Below are 19767 nucleotides of genomic sequence, written 5' to 3'. Positions count from 1 at the left end.
TGACGCATAATCGACCCGAACATCGGCGGCGCATTCGTGTCTGCCGCGCCGGGCCGAGCCGGGAAGGATCCGGCGGTGAAGGGAGCAGCGATGACTGACGGGACAACAACGGAAAACCAAATTTCGACGCACGCCTCGTCACCCTTCGTCGACGGCTATCTCGCCTACCTGCTCGCGCAGGCCAGCAGCCGCATCTCGCGCGAGTTCCATCGCGAGGTCGAGGCGTCGGGCCTCTCGGTGACGGAGTGGCGCGTGATCGCGAGCCTGGCGGGCAGCGACGGTGAGAGCATCGGCACGCTCGCGCAGCTCGCGCTGACCAAACAGCCGACGCTGAGCAAGGTGGTGCAGCGGATGGAGGCCGAGGGACTCGTGGAGCGCAACGGCGCGCGCCGCGATCGCCGTCAGACGCTCGTGCGCCTTACGCGCAAGGGGCGGGAACTCGCCGATTCGCTATGCGCGCGCGCCTTGCGCCACCAGCAGGCGGTGCTCGAACCGTTCGGTCACGACAACGCGGCGCTGCTGATCGGCATGCTGAAAGACCTGATCGCGCTGCACCCGCCCGCAGCGCCGGCCGACGACGGCGTGTAGCACGGGCGGCAGGTAACGGCGGCGGGTTGAGCCCGCCGCCTTTTGTCATAGGCTTGACCACCAAATACCGTTCGGGCTGAGCCTGTCGAAGCCCTGCCAGCGCCCTTCGACAGGCCTGTCCTGAGCGAAGCCGAAGGGCTCAGGGCGAACGGCTGTATCAGCTCGCCGATTCATTAGTGCACGTTGCCGAACAGTTCGCGCAGCTTCGCGACGTTCTGCGGGCTCGCCTGCTCGATGCCCTTCCAGCCCGCGTCGTAGGCGCGAGCGCGGAACTGCCGGACCTCGGCCTCGGGGATCGCGATGGTCTCGATCTTCGCGCCGGCCTGGCGTGCCTTCTCGGCCTCGGCCGCCTGCAGGTCCTTGACGTTCTCGGTCTCGACCCACGCGATCTGCTTCTCGAGGAAGGCGCGCTGCGCCTCGTCGAGCTTCTTCCACGTGTTCTGGTTCATGTAGAGGCCCACCTCGACGTTGTAGAAGCCGGGCTCGACGCGGTACTTCGTCTTCTCCTGCCAGCCGAGGTCGAAAATGCCGACCGACGGCCAGCCGTAGCCCTCGACGACGCCGCGCTCGAGTGCGGTGAACACCTCGCCCGGCGGCACCTGCAAGGGGGTCGCGCCGAGCGCCTGAAAGAACGCGCGATAGACCGGCACGCTCCTGAGTTTCATGCCGGAGAAATTGCCGGCATCCACCTTCTTCGTCGTGTAGATGTGGTACTGCAGTCCGTCGGAGACGCGCGCGAGCCACACCATGTTGGCCTTGTCGCGGTGGATGCGGTCAAGCAGGGCGTAGCCGCCGTTCGCGCGCAGTTCCGCCATCGACTTCTCGGCGAGCGAGCCGGCGAGCGCCTCGGGAACGAGGTTGGCATGGAAGACGCCGGTGGTGTTCGCCAGATCGACGACACCGGTGCGTACCGCGTTGCCGACTTCGAGCGGCGGGATCGCCTCGGGTCCGCCTACGACCTGGATCTTCATGATCCCCTTGCCTTCGGCATTGACCTTGTCGACGAAAGCCCGGAAGCGCTGGTTGAAGAAGGTGTCGTGGCCGAACGCGCTGACGGCCTTGAGCGTGATTTCGGCAGCGCTCGCGCCGCTGGAGAGACACGCGATCAATGCGGCAAAGGCGAGCTTGCGGACAGGGGTCTTCATCTCCTCGTTCTCCTTGTGTGGGTAATGCGGGTAGTGCATGAGGGAAGGCGGACTACTGCATCAGCCGTGGCAGCCCGACGGCCAGCCAGGGCAGCGCGACGATGAGGGCGAGCACACCGATCTCGATCAGCACGAAAGGCGCCGCGGCGGCGTAGATCTGGCGCAACTGGATCGGCGGCGGCGCGACCGACTGCATCACCATCAGCAGCAGGCCGAAGGGGGGCGTCAGCAGGCCGAGCTCCATCGCGACCAGCATCAGCACGCCCAGCCATACCGGGTCGATGCCGGCGGCGTTGGCGAGCGGCATGAAGAACGGCAGCGTGATCATCATCATGCTGATCTGGTCGATGACGCAGCCGAGCACCAGCAGGATCGCCAGCATGCCGAGGACGAGCATCAAGGGCGAGAGTTCGAGAGAGCGGATGAGGCCCAGCGCGCCGCTCGTCGCACCCGAGAAGCTCAGGATCTGCGCGAAGGTCGTCGAGGCGACGAGCACGAACAGGATCACGACCGACACACGCGCGGTCTCGATGAGCGACTTCCTGAGGGCGGCGAAGGTGAGTGCGCGGTAGCAGACGGTCGCGAGTACCGAGGCGACGGCGCCGATCGCGGCCGACTCGGTCGGTGACGCCCAGCCGGCAAGCATGCTGCCGACCACCGCGGCGAAGATTGAGAACAGCGGCACGACGTCGCGTACGAACGGCTTCCAGCGCGTCCAGGCGTCGGGCGCGCGTGGCGCCTCGTCGAGCGGCGCGAGGCCCGGGTCGATGCGGCAGCGGATCATCACGTAGGCGAGGAAGCAGCATGCCATCACGAGGCCGGGCAGGATGCCGCCGACCAGCAACTGCGCAATCGAGATGCCCGCGAGACTGCCGAGCATGACCGCGAGCGCCGACGGCGGGATCAGCATCGCAATGCCGCCGACCGCCATGATCGGCCCCATCGCGAGCGTCGGGTGGTAGCCGCGCTTCAACATCTCGGGCAGCATCACGCCGCCCATCATCGCGGTGTTCGCGATCGTCGAGCCCGACAGCGCGGCAAAGGTTGTGCCGCCGAGCACCGACACCACCGACAGCCTCCCCGGCAGCCGCGCGATCAGCCGCTCGATCGCCTCGATCGCGCGGAATGCGAGCCCGGTGTGGAACAGCACCTCGCCCATCAGCACGAACAGCGGGATCGGCGTGAGCGAAAAGCTCGTCACCGCGCCGACCGAATTCCTCACGAGTTGCGCGAGTCCGGCTTCGCCGCCGAGGAACACCCAGGCCCCGACGAGGTTCACGCCAAGGAAGGTGAACGCGACCGGCAATCCGACCCCCATCAGCCCGAACATCAGGCCGAGCATCAGTGCAAGCGCCCAGTACCATTCCATCTCAGTGCGCCTCCCGCGCCAGCAGATTGACGAAGCGTCGCGCGAACTCGACTGCGAGCAGCGCGCACGAGAACACCATCGGCAGGTTCAGCCACCATTCCGGGAACACCAGCACCTTGAACACGAGACTGCCCTGGGCGGCCGTGTCATGTGCCACCGCAATGGTCTGCCACGCGAGGACCGCGCAGATCACGCAGCAGGCGAGGTCGGTCGCGAGCTCGAGACGGCGTCGCATCGGTGCCGACAGCGCGCGCAGCACGACGTCGACGCGGATGTGGTCGTTCAGGTACAGCAGCCATGGCGCCGCGACAAAGGTCGCGACCATCAGGATGTATTCGGTCGCCTCGACGGCCCATGCGATCGACCCGAGGCCGACGTTGCGCATCACGACGTCGGCGCACACGAGCAGCGCCATGCCGCCGAAGAGCAGCGCCGCGAGCGCGCCGCAGGCGTTCATCAACTGGTGGTAGAACCGTCCGGGACGGGATCGGATCGTGACCCCGGTTCCGATTGCCGCTTGCTGTATGGCCATGCCGAACTCCCGCGAGTAGAGTGGAGCGAAGATATATCAGGCTTAAAATATTCAGTCACGAAGTTTTATTTCTGCGGTGCAGCAGCCGTCACCGCAGGGCGTCGGGGAATAGTGCGTGTTCGCGACGCACCGCACCTCCCCCACATGGGGGGGTCAAAGCGTCGGCAGATGTGGGGTAATACACCCAACGCGGAGCAGTTCGCAGCCCCGACGATCCGAAGCCTTCGGGTGCGCACTGCGCCGGCGTTTGACTAAGTACTTTAAGTATGAAATGTTCGCGACTAAAATAGAGCGACACGACGCCCGGGGGTGAAGCCGGGCGTCCAGATGGAGGAGACCTGAGATGCGTATCGTCTGTATCGGTGGCGGGCCCGCGGGGCTGTATTTCGCGATCCTGATGAAGAAGCTGAACCCGGCGCACGAGATCCGCGTGATCGAGAGGAACCGCCCCTACGACACCTTCGGCTGGGGCGTGGTGTTCTCGGACGCGACGATGGACAACATGCGCGAGTGGGACTCCGAGACGGCCGATGCGATCCAGGTGGCGTTCAACCACTGGGACGACATCGAGCTCCATTTCAAGGGGCGCACGATCCGCAGCGGCGGCCACGGCTTCGTCGGCATTGGCCGCAAGATGATGCTCAACATCCTGCAGGCGCGCTGCGAGGAACTGGGCGTCGAGCTGGTGTTCGATCGTGAGGTCGAGTCGGACGCGGAGTTTCCTGACGCCGATCTGGTCATCGCCTCCGACGGCATCAACTCGCGCATCCGCAACAAGTACGCGGAGGTGTTCAAGCCCGACATCGTCACGCGGCCCAACCGCTACATCTGGCTCGGCACGACCAAACTCTTCGACGCCTTCACGTTCTTCTTCGAGAAGACCGAGCATGGCTGGTTCCAGGCCCACATCTACAAGTTCGACGACAAGACGACGACCTTCATCGTCGAATGCCCCGAGCACGTGTGGAAGGCGCACGGCCTCGACACCGCCGACCAGGAGCAGTCGATCGCGTTCTGCGAACAGCTCTTCGGCAAGCACCTCGACGGCCACCGCCTGATGACCAACTCGCGCCATCTGCGCGGCTCGGCATGGCTCAACTTCCAGCGCGTGAAGTGCGAGCAGTGGCACCACTACAACGGCAAGAGCCACGTCGTGCTGATGGGCGACGCCGTGCATACCGCGCATTTCGCGATCGGCTCGGGCACCAAGCTCGCGCTCGAGGACGCGATCGAGCTGACGCGGCTTTTCCGCGACGAGGGCGACACGCGCGAGCACATCCCCGCGGTGCTGGAGCGCTATCAGGCGGCCCGCAACATAGACGTGCTGCGGCTGCAGAACGCCGCGTGGAACGCGATGGAATGGTTCGAGGTGTGCGGCGCGCGCTACTGCGACACGCTCGAACCGGAGCAGTTCATGTACTCGATGCTGACGCGCTCGCAGCGCATCTCGCACGAGAACCTGCGGCTGCGCGACGCGGGTTGGCTCGAAGGCTACGAGCGCTGGCTCGCGCGCAAGGCCGGCATGACGGTGCGCGACGACGAAACGCCCCCTCCGCCGATGTTCACGCCGTTCAAGTTGCGGGGCCTGACGCTCGCGAACCGCATCGTGATGTCGCCGATGGCGATGTACTCGGCCGAGGACGGCGCGCCGACCGACTTCCACCTCGTGCATTTCGGCTCGCGCGCGTTGGGCGGCGCGGGGCTCCTGTATACCGAGATGACCTGCGTGTCGCCCGATGCGCGCATCACGCCGGGATGTGCCGGCATGTACAAGCCTGAGCACGTGAATGCGTGGAAGCGCATCGTCGATTTCGTGCATGGCAATTCGGATGCGAAGATCGGCATGCAGCTCGGCCATGCGGGCCGCAAGGGCGCGACGAAGCTCGCGTGGGAAGGCATCGACGAGCCGCTCGAAGCGGGCGCGTGGGAGCTGATCTCTGCCTCGCCGCTGCCCTACCTGCCACACTCGCAGGTGCCGCGTGCGATGACGCGCGACGACATGGAGCGCGTGCGCAACGACTTCGTGCGCGCCACGCGGATGGCGGCCGAGGCCGGCTTCGACATCCTGGAGCTGCACTGCGCGCACGGCTACCTGCTGTCGAGCTTCCTGTCGCCGCTGACCAACCGCCGCACCGACGAGTTCGGCGGCGATCTGGAGAACCGCGCGCGCTTCCCGCTTGAAGTGTTCAAGGCGATGCGTGCGATGTGGCCGACGAACCGCCCGATGTCGGTGCGCCTGTCGTGCCACGACTGGTTCCCGGGGGGTAATACTGCCGACGACGCCGTCGCGATCGCGCGCCTCTTCAAGGAGGCCGGCGCCGACATCATCGACTGCTCGTCGGGCCAGGTGTGGAAGGGCGACCAGCCGGTGTACGGCCGCATGTACCAGACGCCGTTCGCCGACCGCATCCGCAACGAGGTCGGCATCCCGACGCTCGCGGTGGGTGCGATCTCCGAGGCCGACCACGCCAACAGCATCATCGCCGCGGGCCGCGCGGACCTGTGCGCCATCGCGCGGCCGCACTTGGCGGACCCGGCGTGGACGCTGCACGAAGCGGCGAAGATCGGGTTCGGCGAGGTTGCGTGGCCGAAGCAGTACCGCTCCGCCCGCGGCCAGTACGAGACCAACCTGCAGCGCGCCGCCGCGGCGGTAGCGGGCAAGTGATCCGGGAACTACCACGATGACAACCACCCTCGATCCGAAGAGAGAAAGGACCGCCGCGCCGCTCGCGGGCCGGCATGCGCTCGTCACCGGTGCCGGCAGTGGCATCGGCCGCGCCTGCGCGCTCGAGCTCGCGCGGCTCGGTGCGACGCTGACGCTCGTCGGCCGGCGCGGTGCAGCGCTCGAGGCGACCTGCGCGGAACTCGAAGGCGACGGCCATGGCCTTGCGGTCGCCGACATCACCGACTTCGCCGCCGTGCGTGCCGCCTTCGACGCCGCCGTGGCCGCGCGCGGGCCGATCGCGATCCTCGTGAATAATGCCGGCGCGGCGAAAAGCGCGCCGTTCGGCCGCACCGATCCCGAGCTGTGGAGCGAGATGCTCGCCGTGAATCTCACCGGCACCTACCACTGCACGCACGCGGTGCTGGCCGGCATGCAGGCCGCGGGTTGGGGGCGCATCGTGAATGTCGCGAGCACCGCCGGCCTCGTCGGCTACGCCTACGTCGCGGCGTATTGCGCCGCCAAGCACGGCGTCGTCGGCCTCACGCGCGCGCTCGCGCTGGAAGTCGCGAAGCAGGGGATCACCGTCAACGCGGTATGCCCCGGCTATACCGACACCCCGCTGATCGAAGGCGCCGTCGACAACATCGTCGCGAAGACCGGCCGCAGCACCGACGACGCGAAGGCAGCGCTCGCGGCACGCAACCCGCAGGGCCGGCTGGTGCAGCCCGAGGACGTCGCGGCGACCGTCGGCTGGCTGTGCTTGCCGTCGAGCGACGCGATCCACGGGCAATCGATCGCGGTCGCCGGCGGCGAAGTGATGTGCGGCTGACAAGCCGCCCACCCGTACACGAATTTTCCGCGCGCCCAGACCCCGCGCGGGTTCACCAAAGGAGAGTGAGATGGCCGAATTGTCGATGCAGGACCACAAGCACCCCTTCAAGGACTATGTGGCGCGTCATTTCCGCTGGGAATGTTCCGACGACGGGCGCGTCGCGACGATCACGCTGAACCGCCCCGAAAAGAAGAATCCCCTCACCTTCGACTCGTATGCCGAACTGCGCGACCTGTTCCGCGGCCTCGCGTATGCGAGCGACGTGCGCACGGTCGTGATCCAGGGCGCCGGCGGCAACTTCTGCTCCGGCGGCGACGTGTTCGAGATCATCGAGCCGCTGACCAAGATGTCGATGCCCGAACTGCTCGCCTTCACGCGCATGACCGGTGATCTCGTCAAGGCGATGCGTCGCGCGCCGCAGCCGATCATCGCGGCGATCGACGGCATCTGCGCCGGTGCCGGGGCAATGGTCGCCCTCGCGGCCGATTTCCGCCTCGGCACGGCGGAAGCGAAGACCGCGTATCTCTTCACGCGCGTCGGGCTCGCCGGCGCCGACATGGGCGCCTGCGGGCTGCTTCCGCGCGTCGTGGGGCAAGGCAAGGCGACCGATCTGCTGATGACCGGGCGCGCGATGGGCGCCGACGAGGCGCTTGCCTGCGGCTTCTTCAGCGCCGTGCATGCGCCCGCCGAATTGCTCGGCAAGGCCCAGACCCTCGCGAAAACCCTCGCCGACGGCCCGTGGTTCGCGCACACGATGACCAAGACCATGCTGAACCAGGAATGGGCGATGGGCATCGAGGAGATGATCGAGTCCGAGGCCCAGGCCCAGGCGATCTGCATGGTGACCGGCGACTTCGGGCGCGCGTTCCAGGCGTTCGCGGCAAAGGAAAAGCCGAAGTTCCAAGGCTGCTGAAACCATGGACCGCAGCTTCCTCGACCTGCCGTTCTTCGGCCCCGAGCACCGCGCGCTGTCGGACGCGATGTTCGATTGGGCGGCCGCGATGCCCCCCATCGACCATCACGACACTGACGCCGCGTGCCGACGCCTCGTGGCTGCGCTCGGCCGCGCTGGTTTCCTGCGCTACTGCGTGCCGGCGGCGTTCGGCGGTGCGCTGCCGGAACTCGATTCGCGGGCGTTGTGCGTCGCGCGGGAGACGCTCGCGTACCACGACGGGCTCGCCGACTTCGCGTTCGCGATGCAGGGGCTGGGCTCCGGCGCGATCACGCTCGCGGGCTCGCCCGAACTCCAGCGTCGCGTCCTGCCCAAGGTCGCATCCGGCGAGTGGATCGCAGCCTTCGCGCTGACCGAGCCGGAGGCCGGCTCCGACGTCGCCGCGATCGCGACGACCGCGCGGGCCGACGGCGACCACTACGTGCTCGACGGCGAGAAGACGTGGATCTCGAACGGCGGCATCGCCGACGTCTATTGCGTGTTCGCGCGCACCGGCGATGCCCCGGGCACGCGCGGGCTGTCGGCCTTCGTCGTGACGTCGGACATGCCGGGCTTCGAGGTGGCCGAGCGGCTCGACGTCATCGCGCCGCACCCGCTCGCGAGGCTGCGCTTCAACGGCCTGCGCGTGCCGGCCGAAAACCGCCTCGGCGCCTCGGGCGAAGGCTTCAAGATCGCGATGCGCACGCTCGACATCTTTCGCGCGTCGGTCGCCGCGGCCGCCCTCGGCTTCGCGCGCCGGGCGCTCGACGAGGCGCTGACGCACGCGCAGGGCCGCGCGATGTTCGGCCACACGCTCGCGGATTTCCAGCTCACGCAGGCGAAGCTCGGCGAGATGGCGACCGACATCGATGCCGCCGCCTTGCTGACGGCGCGCGCGGCGTGGCAGCGCGACGTCGCCAAGCGCCCGACGACGCGCGAGGCGGCGATGGCGAAGATGACCGCGACCGAGAACGCCCAGCGTGTCATCGACGCCGCGGTGCAGATGCACGGCGGGCAGGGCGTGAGGGTCGGCGTCAAGGTCGAGTCGCTGTACCGCGAGATCCGCGCGCTGCGCATCTACGAGGGCGCGACCGAGGTGCAGAAGCTCATCGTCGCGCGCGAACTCATGAAACAGCCGGCGCCGTCCGCGGCAAGAAAGGCATCCCCCGAAGGAGACAAGCATGGTTCATAAGGTGATTCAGCCCGAGGGCTGGGCCGCGCCCAAGGGCTATTCGAACGGCATCGAGGCGCGCGGACGCCAGATCTTCGTCGGCGGCCAGATCGGCTGGGACGCGCAATGCCGCTTCCCGAGCGACGACCTCGTGCAGCAGGTCTTCCTCGCGCTGAAGAATGCCATCGACGTCGTGCGCAGCGCAGGCGGTGGACCCGAGCACGTCACGCGCATGACGTGGTACCTCGTCGACAAGAAGGAATATGTCGCCCGGCTGAAGGAGATCGGCCAGGTTTACCGCGAGGTGATGGGGCGCAACTTCCCGGCGATGACCGCGGTGCAGGTCGCCGACCTCGTCGAGGATGCCGCGAAGGTCGAGATCGAGGTCACTGCGGTGATCCCGGACTGACCCCTGCACGGGGCGATTTTGCTTGAGTCCGAATTAATTCATGAGTAAAGTATTTTTGCCGATCTGGCCCCTTCCCGTTGTTTCCCCGACTCCGAGCCCGCATGTCCACGTCCGCCACCGCCCGCCCCTCGACCGATGCACGCGACGCCGAGCACGAGGCGCTGCGCGTCTGGCTGCGGCTGCTGACCTGCACGAACCTCGTCGAGGCGCAGCTGCGCACGCGGCTGCGGACGAACTTCGACTCGACGCTGCCGCGCTTCGACCTGATGGCGCAGCTCGACCGTCATCCGGAAGGGCTGAAGATGAGCGAGCTGTCGCGCCTGCTGATGGTGACCGGCGGCAACGTGACCGGGCTGACCGACAAGCTGGCCGAGGAAGGCCTCGTGGAGCGGCACGACGATCCGCGCGATCGGCGCTCCTTCACGGTGATGCTGACAGCCGAGGGCCAGCGCCAGTTCGACCGGATGGCGCGCGAGCACGAGCAATGGGTCGTCGGCCTGCTGGCGGGGCTCGACCATGCCGAGAAGCGGCAGATGCTGAAGCTGCTCGATCGGCTGAAGGCGCATCTCTCGACGATCTCCGACTGAGGCCTCGCGCGGCCGCGACTGCCCTGCCGCGACAGCGCAAGCGAAGCGGCGCAGCGCACCGCTTGCGACGGCCCGGCTGCGCCGACACCGATCCGGCGCCCGCGTTTCTCCCCCTCATGGGGGGGCGCAGCGTGGCCGGAATCCGCCACCATCCTGAATTCACCTCATCAGGGGAGATGCCATCGTGACGAGTCACGTCGATACCTTCGCCCGCGACCGCCTGCCGCCGCCCGAGCAGCAGCCGGAATTCCTCTTCGAGCTGCCGTCGCTGCAGTTTCCCCCCCTGATGAACTGTGCCGTCGAGCTGCTCGACCGCCGCGTGCTCGGCGGCGAGGGCGAGCGCGTCTGCCTGCGTGCCCCCGGCGGCCTGCGCTGGACTTACCGCGACCTGCTCGGGCACGCGAACCGCATCGCCAACGTGCTCGTGCATGAGCTCGGCGTCGTACCGGGCAATCGCGTCCTGTTGCGCGGGCCGAACAGCCCCATGTTGGCCGCCTGCTGGTTCGCGATCATGAAGGCCGGCGCGATCGCGGTCGCTACGATGCCGCTGCTGCGCGCGAAGGAGCTCGGCCAGATCCTCGACAAGGGCCGCATCACGCATGCGCTGTGCGCGCACGCCCTGCGCGGCGAGCTCGACGAGGCGGTGGCGACGCGTCCGTCCGTCGCGCACGTGGTCTCCTTCGGCGACCCGGCCGGCGCGGGCCTCGAAGCGGCGATGGCGCGCCAGTCCGGCGAGTTCGACAACGTCGCGACCGCCTCCGACGACACCTGCATCCTCGCGTTCACGTCGGGCACCACGGGACAGCCGAAGGCGACGATGCATTTCCACCGCGACGTCATCGCGGCTTGCCGCTGCTGGCCGCCGCACGTTTTGCGGCCGCAGCCGGACGACGTCTTCATCGGCAGCCCGCCGCTCGCGTTCACGTTCGGACTGGGCGGCATGCTGCTGTTCCCGATGAGCGTGGGCGCATCGACGGTGCTGCTCGAACAGGCTTCCCCCCCGAAACTCCTCGACGCGATCGGCGAGTTCGGCGCGACGATCCTCTTCACCGCGCCGACCTCGTATCGCGCGATGGCCGAGGGCGCCCGCGAACGCCGGCTCGGTGCACCCCTGGGCGGACCGCTGGTGAAGTGCGTGTCGGCGGGCGAAGTGCTGCCGGCGGCGACACGGGCGCTGTGGAAGGATGCGACGGGCATCGAGATCATCGACGGCATCGGCGCGACCGAGATGTTCCACATCTTCATCTCCGCCGACGAGGAGCACGCCCGCCCCGGCGCGACCGGCACCGTCGTGCCGGGTTACCGCGCCCGCATCGTCGACGACGAAGGGCGTGAAGTGCCCGCCGGCACTGTCGGCCGGCTCGCCGTGAAAGGGCCGACCGGCTGCCGCTACCTCGACGACTCGCGCCAGCGCAACTACGTCGGCGACGGCTGGAACTACACCGGCGACGCGTACTACATGGATGCCGACGGCTATTTCCACTACCAGTCGCGGCTCGACGACATGATCGTGTCGGCCGGCTACAACATCGGCGCGCCGGAAGTGGAGGATGCGTTGATGCAGCATCCGGCGGTCGCGGAGTGCGCGGTCATCGGCGTGCCGGACGAGGAGCGCGGGCAGATCGTCAAGGCCTTCGTCGTGCCGCGTCCCGGCCACGGGGCGGGGGAGTTGCTCGTGCGCGAGTTGCAGGACTTCGTCAAGCGCACGATCGCGCCGTACAAATATCCGCGTGCGATCGAATTCCGCGATTCGCTGCCGCGCACCGAGACCGGAAAACTGCAGCGTTTCCGGCTGCGCGAGGGGAAACCCTGATACCGGCAATCGCCGGATGAGAAAATCATAGCTGTCCGCAATAGCAGTTTGACGCGAACACATTAAAAGACTGGAGGAGACGAGAATGACCAGGAAGAAGGGAGCCAAAGTGGTCCGCAGCATTGCCGCCGTAGCGCTCGGCACGCTGACGCTCGGTGCGGCGCAGGCGGCCGAGAAGGTCAAGGTCGGGCTGATGCTGCCCTACACGGGAACCTATGCCGCGCTCGGCACCGCGATCACCAACGGCTTCAAGCAGTACGTCGCGGAGCAGGGCGGAACGCTCGGGGGGCGCGAGGTCGAGTATTTCGTCGTCGATGACGAATCCGATCCGGCCAAGGCGACCGAGAACGCCTCCAAGCTCGTCAAGCGCGACAACGTCGACGTGCTGGTCGGCACCGTGCACTCGGGCGTGGCGCTGGCGATGGCCAAGGTCGCGCGCGACACCAAGACGCTCCTGATCGTCCCCAACGCCGGTGCCGACGAGCTCACCGGGCCGCTGTGTGCGCCGAACGTGTTCCGCACCTCGTTCACGAATTGGCAGCCCGCGTACGGCATGGGCAAGGTCGCGGCCGAGCGCGGACACAAGAACGTCGTCACGCTGACGTGGAAGTACGCGGCCGGCGAACAGGCCGTCGGCGGCTTCAAGGAGGCCTTCGAGAAGGCGGGCGGCAAGATCGCAAAGGAACTCTACCTGCCTTTCCCGAACGTCGAATTCCAGGCCTACCTCACCGAGATCGCCAACCTCAAGCCCGACGCCGTGTTCGTGTTCTTCGCCGGCGGCGGAGCCGCCAAGTTCGTGAGGGACTACGATGCGGCGGGCCTGAAGAAAACGATCCCCTTGTACGCATCGGGCTTCCTCACCGACGGCACGCTCGATGCGATGGGCGGCGCGGGCGAAGGACTGCTGACGACGCTGCATTACGCCGACGGCCTGACCAACGCGAAGGACACGGCCTTCCGCACCAAGTACGCGACGAGCTACAAGATGCAGCCCGACGTGTATGCGGTGCAGGGCTACGACGCCGCCCAGCTGCTGCGCGTGGGCCTGGATGCGGTGAAGGGCGGCAAGCTAGAGCAGCCGGCGATGATCAAGGCGATGGAAGCGGCGAAGATCGACAGCCCGCGCGGCGCGTTCACGCTGTCGAAGGCGCACAACCCGGTGCAGGACATCTACCTGCGCAAGGCCGAAGGCCGTGACAACAAGCTCGTCGGCGTCGCAGAGAAAGCCCTCGCCGATCCGGCGCGCGGCTGCCGCATGTAAGGCACCCGACCTTTCGGGACGAGCAAGGGGGGCGCGAGCCCCCTTCTTGTTTTCCAAGCGTGCAAACGACCCGTAGGGCGGATGAGCCGAAGGCGTTATCCGCCGCATGGCGGTGCACGACGGGCGGCATTCGGCGGAAGACGCTGCGCTTTTCCGCCCTACGGGTTATGCGACGACCGATTCGCGGCTTACTTCGCCAGCGTCCAGTTGCCGTCCCTGACGGCGATCAGCACGCGTCCGCGCTCGTCGAAGCCGCTGTGGTCGGTCGTGCTCATGTTGTAGACGCCCTGGGTGCCGACGAGCTCACGGGTCTGCTCGAGGCTGTCGCGCAGCGCCGCGCGGAACTCCCTGGTGCCGGGTTTGGCGACCTTCGCCGCAGCGGGGATCGCCTGCTGCAGCAGCAGGCCGGCGTCGAAGACGTTGGCGCCGAAGGTCGCGGGCTTGGTGCCATGGGCCTTCTCATACGCGGCGATGTAGTCGGCGGCGATCTTCTTCGACGGATGGCTGTCGGCGATCTCGGGCAGCACCAGCATCAGGCTCGCGGCGAGGATCGTGCCCTCGACCTTCTTGCCGCCGAGCTTGAGGAAGTCGGGCAGGGCGGCGCCGTGGGTCTGGTAGATCTGGCCCTTGTAGCCCTGCTCGACGAGCGTGGTCTGCGGCAGCACCGCCGGGCCGCCGGCGGCGGCGACGAGCACCGCGTCGGGCTTGGCGCCGATGATCTTCAGGCTCTGGCCGGTGACCGATGCGTCCTGGCGCTGGAAGCGCTCATTGGCGACGATCTTCATGCCATTCTTCTCGGCGAGCGCCGAGAACACCTTGTACCAGTTCTCGCCGTAGGGGTCGCCGACGCCGATGAAGCCGAGCGTCTTCACCCCGGACTTCACCATGTGCTCGACCAGCGCCGTCGCGATGATGTCGTCGTTCTGGGTGGTCTTGAAGACCCACTTCTTCTTGTCGTCCATGGGCGTCACGACGGCGGCGGTGCCCACCGGCGCGAGCAGCGGCACGCCCGCATCGGCGACGAACTGGATCACGCCCATCGCGTTGGGCGAGCCGGAGGGGCCGATGATCGCATCGACGTTCTGCTCAGAGATCAGCTTCTTCACGGCGGTGACGGAGGCGGTGGGATCGCTCGCGTCATCGAGCGGGATGTACTCGACGCTGAGATCGCCGATCTTCGCCGGCAGCAGCGCCACCGTGTTCTTCTGCGGAATGCCGACCAGCGCGGTCGGGCCGGTCGCCGACGACACCACGCCGATCTTCACCTGCGCGTTTGCGGACAGCGATGCCGCCAGGACGAGTCCGGACAGCGCCAATCGAATGCCAAGCATCTTCATGTTCTGATGTCTCCTACGGTGTGCACCACAAGGACCTCTGGTCGCGCGTGCGGATCGGGTCCGCGCGCTCCTCTCGCCGTCGATGGTTTCCGGGGTTCGTGAATCGAAAGCGGCGCCCCTCCCGGTGGGGCGCCGCGTGACGCTTGGGCGCCTCCTGTCAGCCCGCGACGATTCCGCGTGAGTGCAGCAGCGCGATCTCGTCCTCGCTGCAACCGGCCTCGCGCAGCACGGCATCCGTGTGCTGGCCGTAACGTGGTGCAAAGGGCAGCTCGCCGCCATCGGTAGCAAAGGGCAGCTCGCCGCCATCGGTACCGGCGACGTCGACCGCCATCGGCTGCATGTGCACGAGCTTGCCGCCGGGCATGCGCGTGGTCGTCAGCCGCCGCCGGAGCGCCTCCATGTCGCGTACGGCGGGGATGTCGTGGATCGGCGCGTGCGGGATCGTCGCGTCGCGGAAGTCCGCGACGATCTCGGCGGTCGGATAACGCTGCGTGACCCCTGCGACGTCGCGGTGGATCGCGTCGCGCTCGCGGTGGCGACCTTCGTTCGTCGTGCGCGTGGCGCTGCCGATCGACGCGAACTTCGGGATCTCGCACAGGCGCTTCCACTGCACGTCGCTGCCGATCGCCATGTAGATGAATCCGTCGGCGGTCGGATAGACGTTCGTCGGGATGAACTTGCGGTGCTCGTTGCCACAGCGCGTGATCTCGGACGGCTGGCAGTCGAAATCGAGCAGCGGCAGCGTCGTGATCAGCCACGAGGCGGCGGCCTGCAGCATCGACACGTCGATGCGCGTGCCCTTGCCGCTCTCGGCGCGTTCGAGCAGCGCCATCATCACATTCGCGTAGACCTCGTCACCCGCCTTGAGGTCGATGATCGGCACGCCTGCCAGCGTCGGCGGCCCGTCGGCGGCGCCGGTGAGCTCCATGTAGCCCGCCATCGCCTGGATCACCGGATCGTAGCCGGGCGCATCCGGGTAGTCCGGGCCCATCGCCGAGATGCCCGCCCAGATCAGGTCGGGCTTCGCCGCGGCGAGCGTTGCGTAGTCGATGCCGAGCTGCTTGTAGCGGCGCGGCACCGTGTTGCAGCAGAACACGTCGACGTCGAGCTCGACGAGGAGGCGCCTCAACAGCGCCTGGCCGTCGGGTTCCTTGAGGTTGAGCGCGATCGCTTCCTTGCCGACGTTGGGCGCGATGAAGTAGGTGCGTCGGTCGTCGTCCGCGACCTTGCCGCCGATGTAGCGGTTGGGATCGCCGGGCAGGCCGTCGCAGGCCGGCGTCGATTCGAGGCGGATCACGCGCCAGCCGAGCTGGGCGAAGCGCAGCGTCGCATAGGGCATCGACAACGCCTGCTCCATCGAGAGTACGGTGCGCCGCTTCATTCCGGTTTCCACGCTTGCCAATGGGGTTTCGGCGCCGCGCCGCGCAAGGCCCGGTACACCGCTTCCGGCGTGAAGGGCAGGGCGAAGATGCGCACCCCCGTCGCGTTGTAGATCGCGTTCGCGGCCGCCGCGGCGATGCAGATCGCCGGCGCCTCGCCGACGCCCTTGGCGCCCTGCGGACCTTCGCCGTCCATCGACTCGACGAAGGTGATGTCCATCTCGGGGATCTCGGGTGCGGTCACGAGCTTGTAGTCGCGAAAGTTCGGGTTGCGGGTGATGCCGTTCTCGACGATCAGGTTCTCGGTCAGCGCGTAGCCCTGGCCCATGACGACGCCGCCTTCGATCTGCCCTTCGAGGCCGAGGCGGTTGAGCACGCGGCCGACGTCGTGGGTGCCGGTGACCTTCGTCATCTTCACGATGCCGGTGTCGGTGTCGACCTCGACTTCGACGACCTGCGCCGCCCACGCGTAGGCGGCCGACACGTCGCCCTTGAAGGCCTTGTCCTGATGCACGCTCGGCGGCTCGTAGTAGAAGGTCGTCATGACGAGCTCGGCCTTGTCGGAGAAGTGCAGGTTGCGCATCAGGCGCGCGAGCTCGACGAGCGGCTCGCCCGAATCGGCCCGGATGACAAAGCCGCCGCGCAGATCCAGTTCCACCTCGTCGCAGCCGTGCTTCTTTGCTGCGGCTGCGAGGATCTTCGCCTTCGCCTTGCGCGCGGCACCGATCGCCGAATTGCCGGCGATGAAGGTGGTGCGGCTCGCATGCACGCCGACGTCCCACGGCGTGATCGCGGTGTCGTTATTGACGACGGTGACCGCGGAGATCGGCAGCCCCAGCTCCTCGCAGACGAGCTGCGACAGCACGGTCTCCGAGCCCTGGCCGATTTCGGAGGCGCCGGTGATCAGCGTGACGTTCGCGAAGTCGTCGAGCTTCAGGATGGTGCCGCAGCCGTCCGACGGATAGATCTTCGCGCCGCCGCCAACGTGCAGCATTGACGCGATGCCGATGCCGCGCTTCACCGGTCCGGGTGCGTCGCGGTTGGCGAGGTTGTCGGCGTGCTTCTTCCGGTATTCGCTGCGCTCGGCCGCGGTCGTCAGGCATTCCTTGAAGCCGCAGCTCTTGAACGTCATGCCCTGGCCGGTGACTTCGCCCGCGTCCTGCGCGTTCATCAGGCGGAAATCGAGCGGGTCCATGCCGATCTTCTCGGCCAGCATGTCCATGTGCTGCTCGATGGCGAAGGTCGCCTGCAGGTTGCCGTAGCCGCGGAAGGAGCCGGCGTAGGGGTTGTTCGTGTAGACCACCGTCGTGTGGTAGTCGCAGGCCGGCACGCGGTACAGCGACGAGAAGGTTTGCATCATCACGAAGGGCGTCGTCGCGCCCCACGACGTGTAGGCGCCGTTGTCGTGCAGCGTATGCACCTGGCGGAAGGTCAGCGTGCCGTCCTTCTTGCAGCCCGAACGCAGCGTCAGCAGCACCGGTTGGCGCGTGGGCGAGGCGAGGAACTCTTCCTCGCGTGTAAAGACCATCTTCACCGGGCGCTTCGCAGCGCGCGCGAGGAAGATGCAGATGACCTCGAAGGGGTAGATGTCGAGCTTGGAGCCGAAGCCGCCGCCGATCGGCGGCTGAATGATGCGCACGCGGCTCGGGTCGATGTTCAGGTACTCGGCGAATTCACGCTTGTGCAGGAAGGGCACCTGCGTGTTCGAGTACATCAGCAGGTTGCCGGAGGCATCGAACTCGGCGATGACACCCGACACGCCCATGCAGCAGTGCGTTACGTAATGCAGCTGGAAGGTGTCCTCGACGACCACGTCGGACTCGGCTTCGGCCTGCGCGATGTCGCCGTGCGTGTAGTCGAAGCGCATCGCGATGTTGTCCGCCTTGCCGGCGAACGCGATCGGCGTCTTGGGCGGCAGCGCCTGCGGGCGGCCGTCGGCGTCGAGCGGGGCAGGGTGGATCAGCGGCGCGCCGGGCTTGATCGCGTCCTCGGGCGTGGCGATGACGGGGAGGTCCTCGTATTCGACGCGGATCAATTTCAGCGCCGCCTCGGCGATCTCCTCGCTGTCGGCGGCGACCGCGGCGATCTCGTCGCGCTGGCTGCGCACGCGTTCGCCCTTCAGTGGCAGGTGGTCGCGCGCGACGCCGATCGGCTGCTGGTCCGGCACGTCGGCCGCGGTGAGGACGACATGCACGCCCGGCAGCGCCTTTGCGGCCGAGGTGTCGATGCTCTTGATCCTGGCATGCACGCGCGACGAGCGCAGGATCTTCGCGTGCAGCATGCCCGGCACGACCATGTCCTGGATGTAGCGCGTCTTGCCGGCGGCTTTCTCGGGCGCGTCCTTCTTCTGGATGCGCTGGCCGATCAGGGAGTCGGGGGCGATCACGGGTTTTTCAGCGACGTTCATACCATCGTTCTCCTCATCGCCCGCCGCAGCACGCGGACTCGACCGCGTCGACGATCTTCTTGTAGCCGGTGCAGCGGCACAGGTTGCCTTCGAGGCCGCGCTTGATGGTCTCGGCATCGGCATCCGGGTGCGTGTCGAGGATGTGGGACGCCTGCATCACCATGCCCGGCGTGCAGAAGCCGCACTGCACCGCGCCGTGCTCGACGAAGGACTCCCGCAGGGCATCAGCCTTCGGGTCGGCGGCGAGGCCCTCGATCGTGACGATGTCGCGGCCGTCGAAATCGACGGCGAACATCAGGCAGGAATTGCGCGTCTCGCCATCGACGCGGATCGTGCATGCGCCGCACTCACCCTCGCCGCAGCCGTACTTCGTGCCGGTCAGGCCGACGACGTCGCGCAGCATGTCGAGTGCGTTCATCGTGACGTCGATGGTGAGCTTTTTCGTGACGCCGTTCAGCGTGAATTCGATGTCATGCGTGAGCAACATGGTCGAGCATCCTTCTGGTCATGTTGTGGATCAGTTCCTTGCGGTACCACGCGCTGGCGCGCACGTCGTCGATCGGGTTCACCTCGTCGCGGGCGGCGTCGGCGGCGGCCTCGATGGCTGCGGCGTCGAGGCGGCGGCCTTCGAGCGCGGCCTCGGTGCGCGGGGCGCGGACCGGCGTCGGGGCGACTGCGCCGAAGGCGACGCGGGTGTCGGTGAGCGCGCCGTCGCGCTTGATGCCGGCAATGCCGATCGAGATCGTCGAAATGTCCAGCGCGGGGCGCGTGCCGAATTTGTAGAAGCGCGCGACGTGACCCGGTTTCGGCAGCGGGATGCGCACGGCGGTCAGCAACTCGTTCGCCGCGCGCTTCGTCCTGCCCGGGCCGGTGAAGAACTCGGCGAGCGGCATGCGGCGCGTCGCGACCGAGCCGTTCGGCTTCGATGCGAGCTCGACTTCCGCGTCGAGCACGATCAGTGGCACCAGCGTGTCGCCCGCGGGCGAGGCGTTGTTGATGTTGCCGCCGAGCGTGCCGGCGTTGCGGATCTGGTCGCTCGCGAAGTGATCGCAGGCCTCGGCGAGCACCGCCGCGTGCTGCGCGACGAGCGGATCGCGGAGGAGTTCGCTGATCGTGGTGAGCGCGCCGATGCGCAGGTGCTCGCCGTCGAGCGTGACGCCCTTCAGCCCCGCGATGCGGCCGATGTTCATCAGCGTCGGCTTGAACGCGATGCGCCCGGCTTTCGTCTGCGGCATCAGGTCGGTGCCGCCCGCCAGTATCGTCACCTCGCCCTGCTGCAGGATGCCGAGCGCCTCGTCGAGGTTCTGCGGCGCGGCATATCTTTCGATTGCTGTCATTGAT

17 protein-coding genes are annotated in these 19767 nt (G+C 67.5%); 9 read left to right on the top strand and 8 right to left on the bottom strand.

Features of this window, described 5'->3' with window-relative positions; all coding sequences use genetic code 11:
• Positions 1-90 precede the first annotated feature (90 nt).
• Positions 91-588 (top strand): MarR family winged helix-turn-helix transcriptional regulator, encoded by a 498-nt coding sequence (locus GO615_RS02475; protein WP_169125459.1) that lies wholly within the window; start codon positions 91-93, stop codon positions 586-588.
• A gap of 173 nt (positions 589-761) precedes the next feature.
• Here the strand turns inward: GO615_RS02475 and dctP are convergent, their stop codons facing one another.
• The 3 genes from dctP to GO615_RS02460 are packed head-to-tail and all read right to left on the bottom strand — an operon-like array spanning position 762 to position 3634.
• Positions 762-1733, bottom strand: a complete 972-nt coding sequence (dctP, locus tag GO615_RS02470) for a TRAP transporter substrate-binding protein DctP (RefSeq protein WP_169125458.1) — start codon at positions 1731-1733, stop codon at positions 762-764.
• 52 nt (positions 1734-1785) lie between these two features.
• The gene (locus GO615_RS02465; RefSeq protein WP_169125457.1) at positions 1786-3102 is read right to left on the bottom strand and encodes a TRAP transporter large permease; all 1317 of its coding nucleotides are present in this window, start codon (positions 3100-3102) and stop codon (positions 1786-1788) included.
• A gap of 1 nt (position 3103) precedes the next feature.
• Entirely contained in the window at positions 3104-3634 is a 531-nt protein-coding gene (locus GO615_RS02460; protein ID WP_169125456.1) for a TRAP transporter small permease, read from the bottom strand.
• A gap of 343 nt (positions 3635-3977) precedes the next feature.
• Between GO615_RS02460 and GO615_RS02455 the strand changes: the two genes are divergently transcribed.
• The 8 genes from GO615_RS02455 to GO615_RS02420 all read left to right on the top strand — a co-directional run bounded on the left by GO615_RS02455 (position 3978) and on the right by GO615_RS02420 (position 13303).
• Complete coding sequence (locus GO615_RS02455) at positions 3978-6299, top strand: bifunctional salicylyl-CoA 5-hydroxylase/oxidoreductase (RefSeq protein ID WP_169125455.1); 2322 nt, start codon at positions 3978-3980, stop codon at positions 6297-6299.
• A gap of 16 nt (positions 6300-6315) precedes the next feature.
• Entirely contained in the window at positions 6316-7128 is an 813-nt protein-coding gene (locus GO615_RS02450) for an SDR family NAD(P)-dependent oxidoreductase (protein WP_169125454.1), read from the top strand.
• A gap of 70 nt (positions 7129-7198) precedes the next feature.
• Complete coding sequence (locus GO615_RS02445; RefSeq protein ID WP_169125453.1) at positions 7199-8044, top strand: enoyl-CoA hydratase family protein; 846 nt, start codon at positions 7199-7201, stop codon at positions 8042-8044.
• Positions 8045-8048: 4 nt separating this feature from the next.
• Entirely contained in the window at positions 8049-9254 is a 1206-nt protein-coding gene (locus GO615_RS02440) for an acyl-CoA dehydrogenase family protein (RefSeq protein ID WP_169125452.1), read from the top strand.
• Positions 9244-9642 carry a RidA family protein gene (locus GO615_RS02435; RefSeq protein ID WP_169125451.1) on the top strand — a complete coding sequence of 133 codons (399 nt, stop codon included), beginning with the start codon at positions 9244-9246 and terminating at the stop codon, positions 9640-9642. The genes GO615_RS02440 and GO615_RS02435 overlap by 11 nt, the downstream gene beginning before the upstream one ends.
• A 101-nt stretch (positions 9643-9743) precedes the next feature.
• The gene (locus tag GO615_RS02430; protein ID WP_169125450.1) at positions 9744-10229 is read left to right on the top strand and encodes a MarR family winged helix-turn-helix transcriptional regulator; all 486 of its coding nucleotides are present in this window, start codon (positions 9744-9746) and stop codon (positions 10227-10229) included.
• A 184-nt stretch (positions 10230-10413) separates the two neighbouring features.
• Positions 10414-12042, top strand: coding sequence for an AMP-binding protein (locus tag GO615_RS02425; RefSeq protein ID WP_339380081.1), 1629 nt, complete (start codon positions 10414-10416; stop codon positions 12040-12042).
• 85 nt (positions 12043-12127) lie between these two features.
• Positions 12128-13303 carry an ABC transporter substrate-binding protein gene (locus GO615_RS02420; RefSeq protein ID WP_169125449.1) on the top strand — a complete coding sequence of 392 codons (1176 nt, stop codon included), beginning with the start codon at positions 12128-12130 and terminating at the stop codon, positions 13301-13303.
• 188 nt (positions 13304-13491) lie between these two features.
• Here GO615_RS02420 and GO615_RS02415 read toward each other — a convergent pair whose 3' ends face one another.
• The 5 genes from GO615_RS02415 to GO615_RS02395 all read right to left on the bottom strand — a co-directional run bounded on the left by GO615_RS02415 (position 13492) and on the right by GO615_RS02395 (position 19763).
• The gene (locus tag GO615_RS02415; protein WP_211166918.1) at positions 13492-14640 is read right to left on the bottom strand and encodes an ABC transporter substrate-binding protein; all 1149 of its coding nucleotides are present in this window, start codon (positions 14638-14640) and stop codon (positions 13492-13494) included.
• A 157-nt stretch (positions 14641-14797) separates the two neighbouring features.
• On the bottom strand, positions 14798-16021 hold the full coding sequence (locus GO615_RS02410) for a CaiB/BaiF CoA transferase family protein (protein ID WP_169125448.1): 1224 nt from the start codon (positions 16019-16021) through the stop codon (positions 14798-14800).
• Positions 16018-18426 (bottom strand): xanthine dehydrogenase family protein molybdopterin-binding subunit, encoded by a 2409-nt coding sequence (locus tag GO615_RS02405; RefSeq protein WP_169125447.1) that lies wholly within the window; start codon positions 18424-18426, stop codon positions 16018-16020. The genes GO615_RS02410 and GO615_RS02405 overlap by 4 nt, the downstream gene beginning before the upstream one ends.
• A gap of 13 nt (positions 18427-18439) precedes the next feature.
• Positions 18440-18913 carry a (2Fe-2S)-binding protein gene (locus tag GO615_RS02400; RefSeq protein WP_169125446.1) on the bottom strand — a complete coding sequence of 158 codons (474 nt, stop codon included), beginning with the start codon at positions 18911-18913 and terminating at the stop codon, positions 18440-18442.
• The gene (locus tag GO615_RS02395; protein WP_169125445.1) at positions 18897-19763 is read right to left on the bottom strand and encodes an FAD binding domain-containing protein; all 867 of its coding nucleotides are present in this window, start codon (positions 19761-19763) and stop codon (positions 18897-18899) included. Before GO615_RS02395 ends, GO615_RS02400 begins: the two co-directional genes overlap by 17 nt.
• Positions 19764-19767 lie beyond the last annotated feature (4 nt).

Origin of the sequence: Aromatoleum evansii (genome assembly GCF_012910805.1) — a bacterium.
GTDB lineage: Bacteria > Pseudomonadota > Gammaproteobacteria > Burkholderiales > Rhodocyclaceae > Aromatoleum > Aromatoleum evansii.
Note: the sequence above shows the minus strand (reverse complement) of the source record. Positions and strands in the feature narration are given on the sequence as shown.

What these genes read in the sequence shown, in the direction of transcription:
- GO615_RS02395 (WP_169125445.1), bottom strand. Translation starts at nt 19,763, where the DNA reads ATGACAGCAATCGAAAGATATGCCGCGCCGCAGAACCTCGACGAGGCG.
- GO615_RS02405 (WP_169125447.1), bottom strand. Translation starts at nt 18,426, where the DNA reads ATGAACGTCGCTGAAAAACCCGTGATCGCCCCCGACTCCCTGATCGGC.
- GO615_RS02450 (WP_169125454.1), top strand. Translation starts at nt 6,316, where the DNA reads ATGACAACCACCCTCGATCCGAAGAGAGAAAGGACCGCCGCGCCGCTC.
- GO615_RS02455 (WP_169125455.1), top strand. Translation starts at nt 3,978, where the DNA reads ATGCGTATCGTCTGTATCGGTGGCGGGCCCGCGGGGCTGTATTTCGCG.
- GO615_RS02465 (WP_169125457.1), bottom strand. Translation starts at nt 3,102, where the DNA reads ATGGAATGGTACTGGGCGCTTGCACTGATGCTCGGCCTGATGTTCGGG.
- GO615_RS02435 (WP_169125451.1), top strand. Translation starts at nt 9,244, where the DNA reads ATGGTTCATAAGGTGATTCAGCCCGAGGGCTGGGCCGCGCCCAAGGGC.
- GO615_RS02400 (WP_169125446.1), bottom strand. Translation starts at nt 18,913, where the DNA reads ATGTTGCTCACGCATGACATCGAATTCACGCTGAACGGCGTCACGAAA.
- dctP (WP_169125458.1), bottom strand. Translation starts at nt 1,733, where the DNA reads ATGAAGACCCCTGTCCGCAAGCTCGCCTTTGCCGCATTGATCGCGTGT.
- GO615_RS02430 (WP_169125450.1), top strand. Translation starts at nt 9,744, where the DNA reads ATGTCCACGTCCGCCACCGCCCGCCCCTCGACCGATGCACGCGACGCC.
- GO615_RS02460 (WP_169125456.1), bottom strand. Translation starts at nt 3,634, where the DNA reads ATGGCCATACAGCAAGCGGCAATCGGAACCGGGGTCACGATCCGATCC.
- GO615_RS02440 (WP_169125452.1), top strand. Translation starts at nt 8,049, where the DNA reads ATGGACCGCAGCTTCCTCGACCTGCCGTTCTTCGGCCCCGAGCACCGC.
- GO615_RS02475 (WP_169125459.1), top strand. Translation starts at nt 91, where the DNA reads ATGACTGACGGGACAACAACGGAAAACCAAATTTCGACGCACGCCTCG.
- GO615_RS02445 (WP_169125453.1), top strand. Translation starts at nt 7,199, where the DNA reads ATGGCCGAATTGTCGATGCAGGACCACAAGCACCCCTTCAAGGACTAT.
- GO615_RS02420 (WP_169125449.1), top strand. Translation starts at nt 12,128, where the DNA reads ATGACCAGGAAGAAGGGAGCCAAAGTGGTCCGCAGCATTGCCGCCGTA.
- GO615_RS02415 (WP_211166918.1), bottom strand. Translation starts at nt 14,640, where the DNA reads ATGAAGATGCTTGGCATTCGATTGGCGCTGTCCGGACTCGTCCTGGCG.
- GO615_RS02410 (WP_169125448.1), bottom strand. Translation starts at nt 16,021, where the DNA reads ATGAAGCGGCGCACCGTACTCTCGATGGAGCAGGCGTTGTCGATGCCC.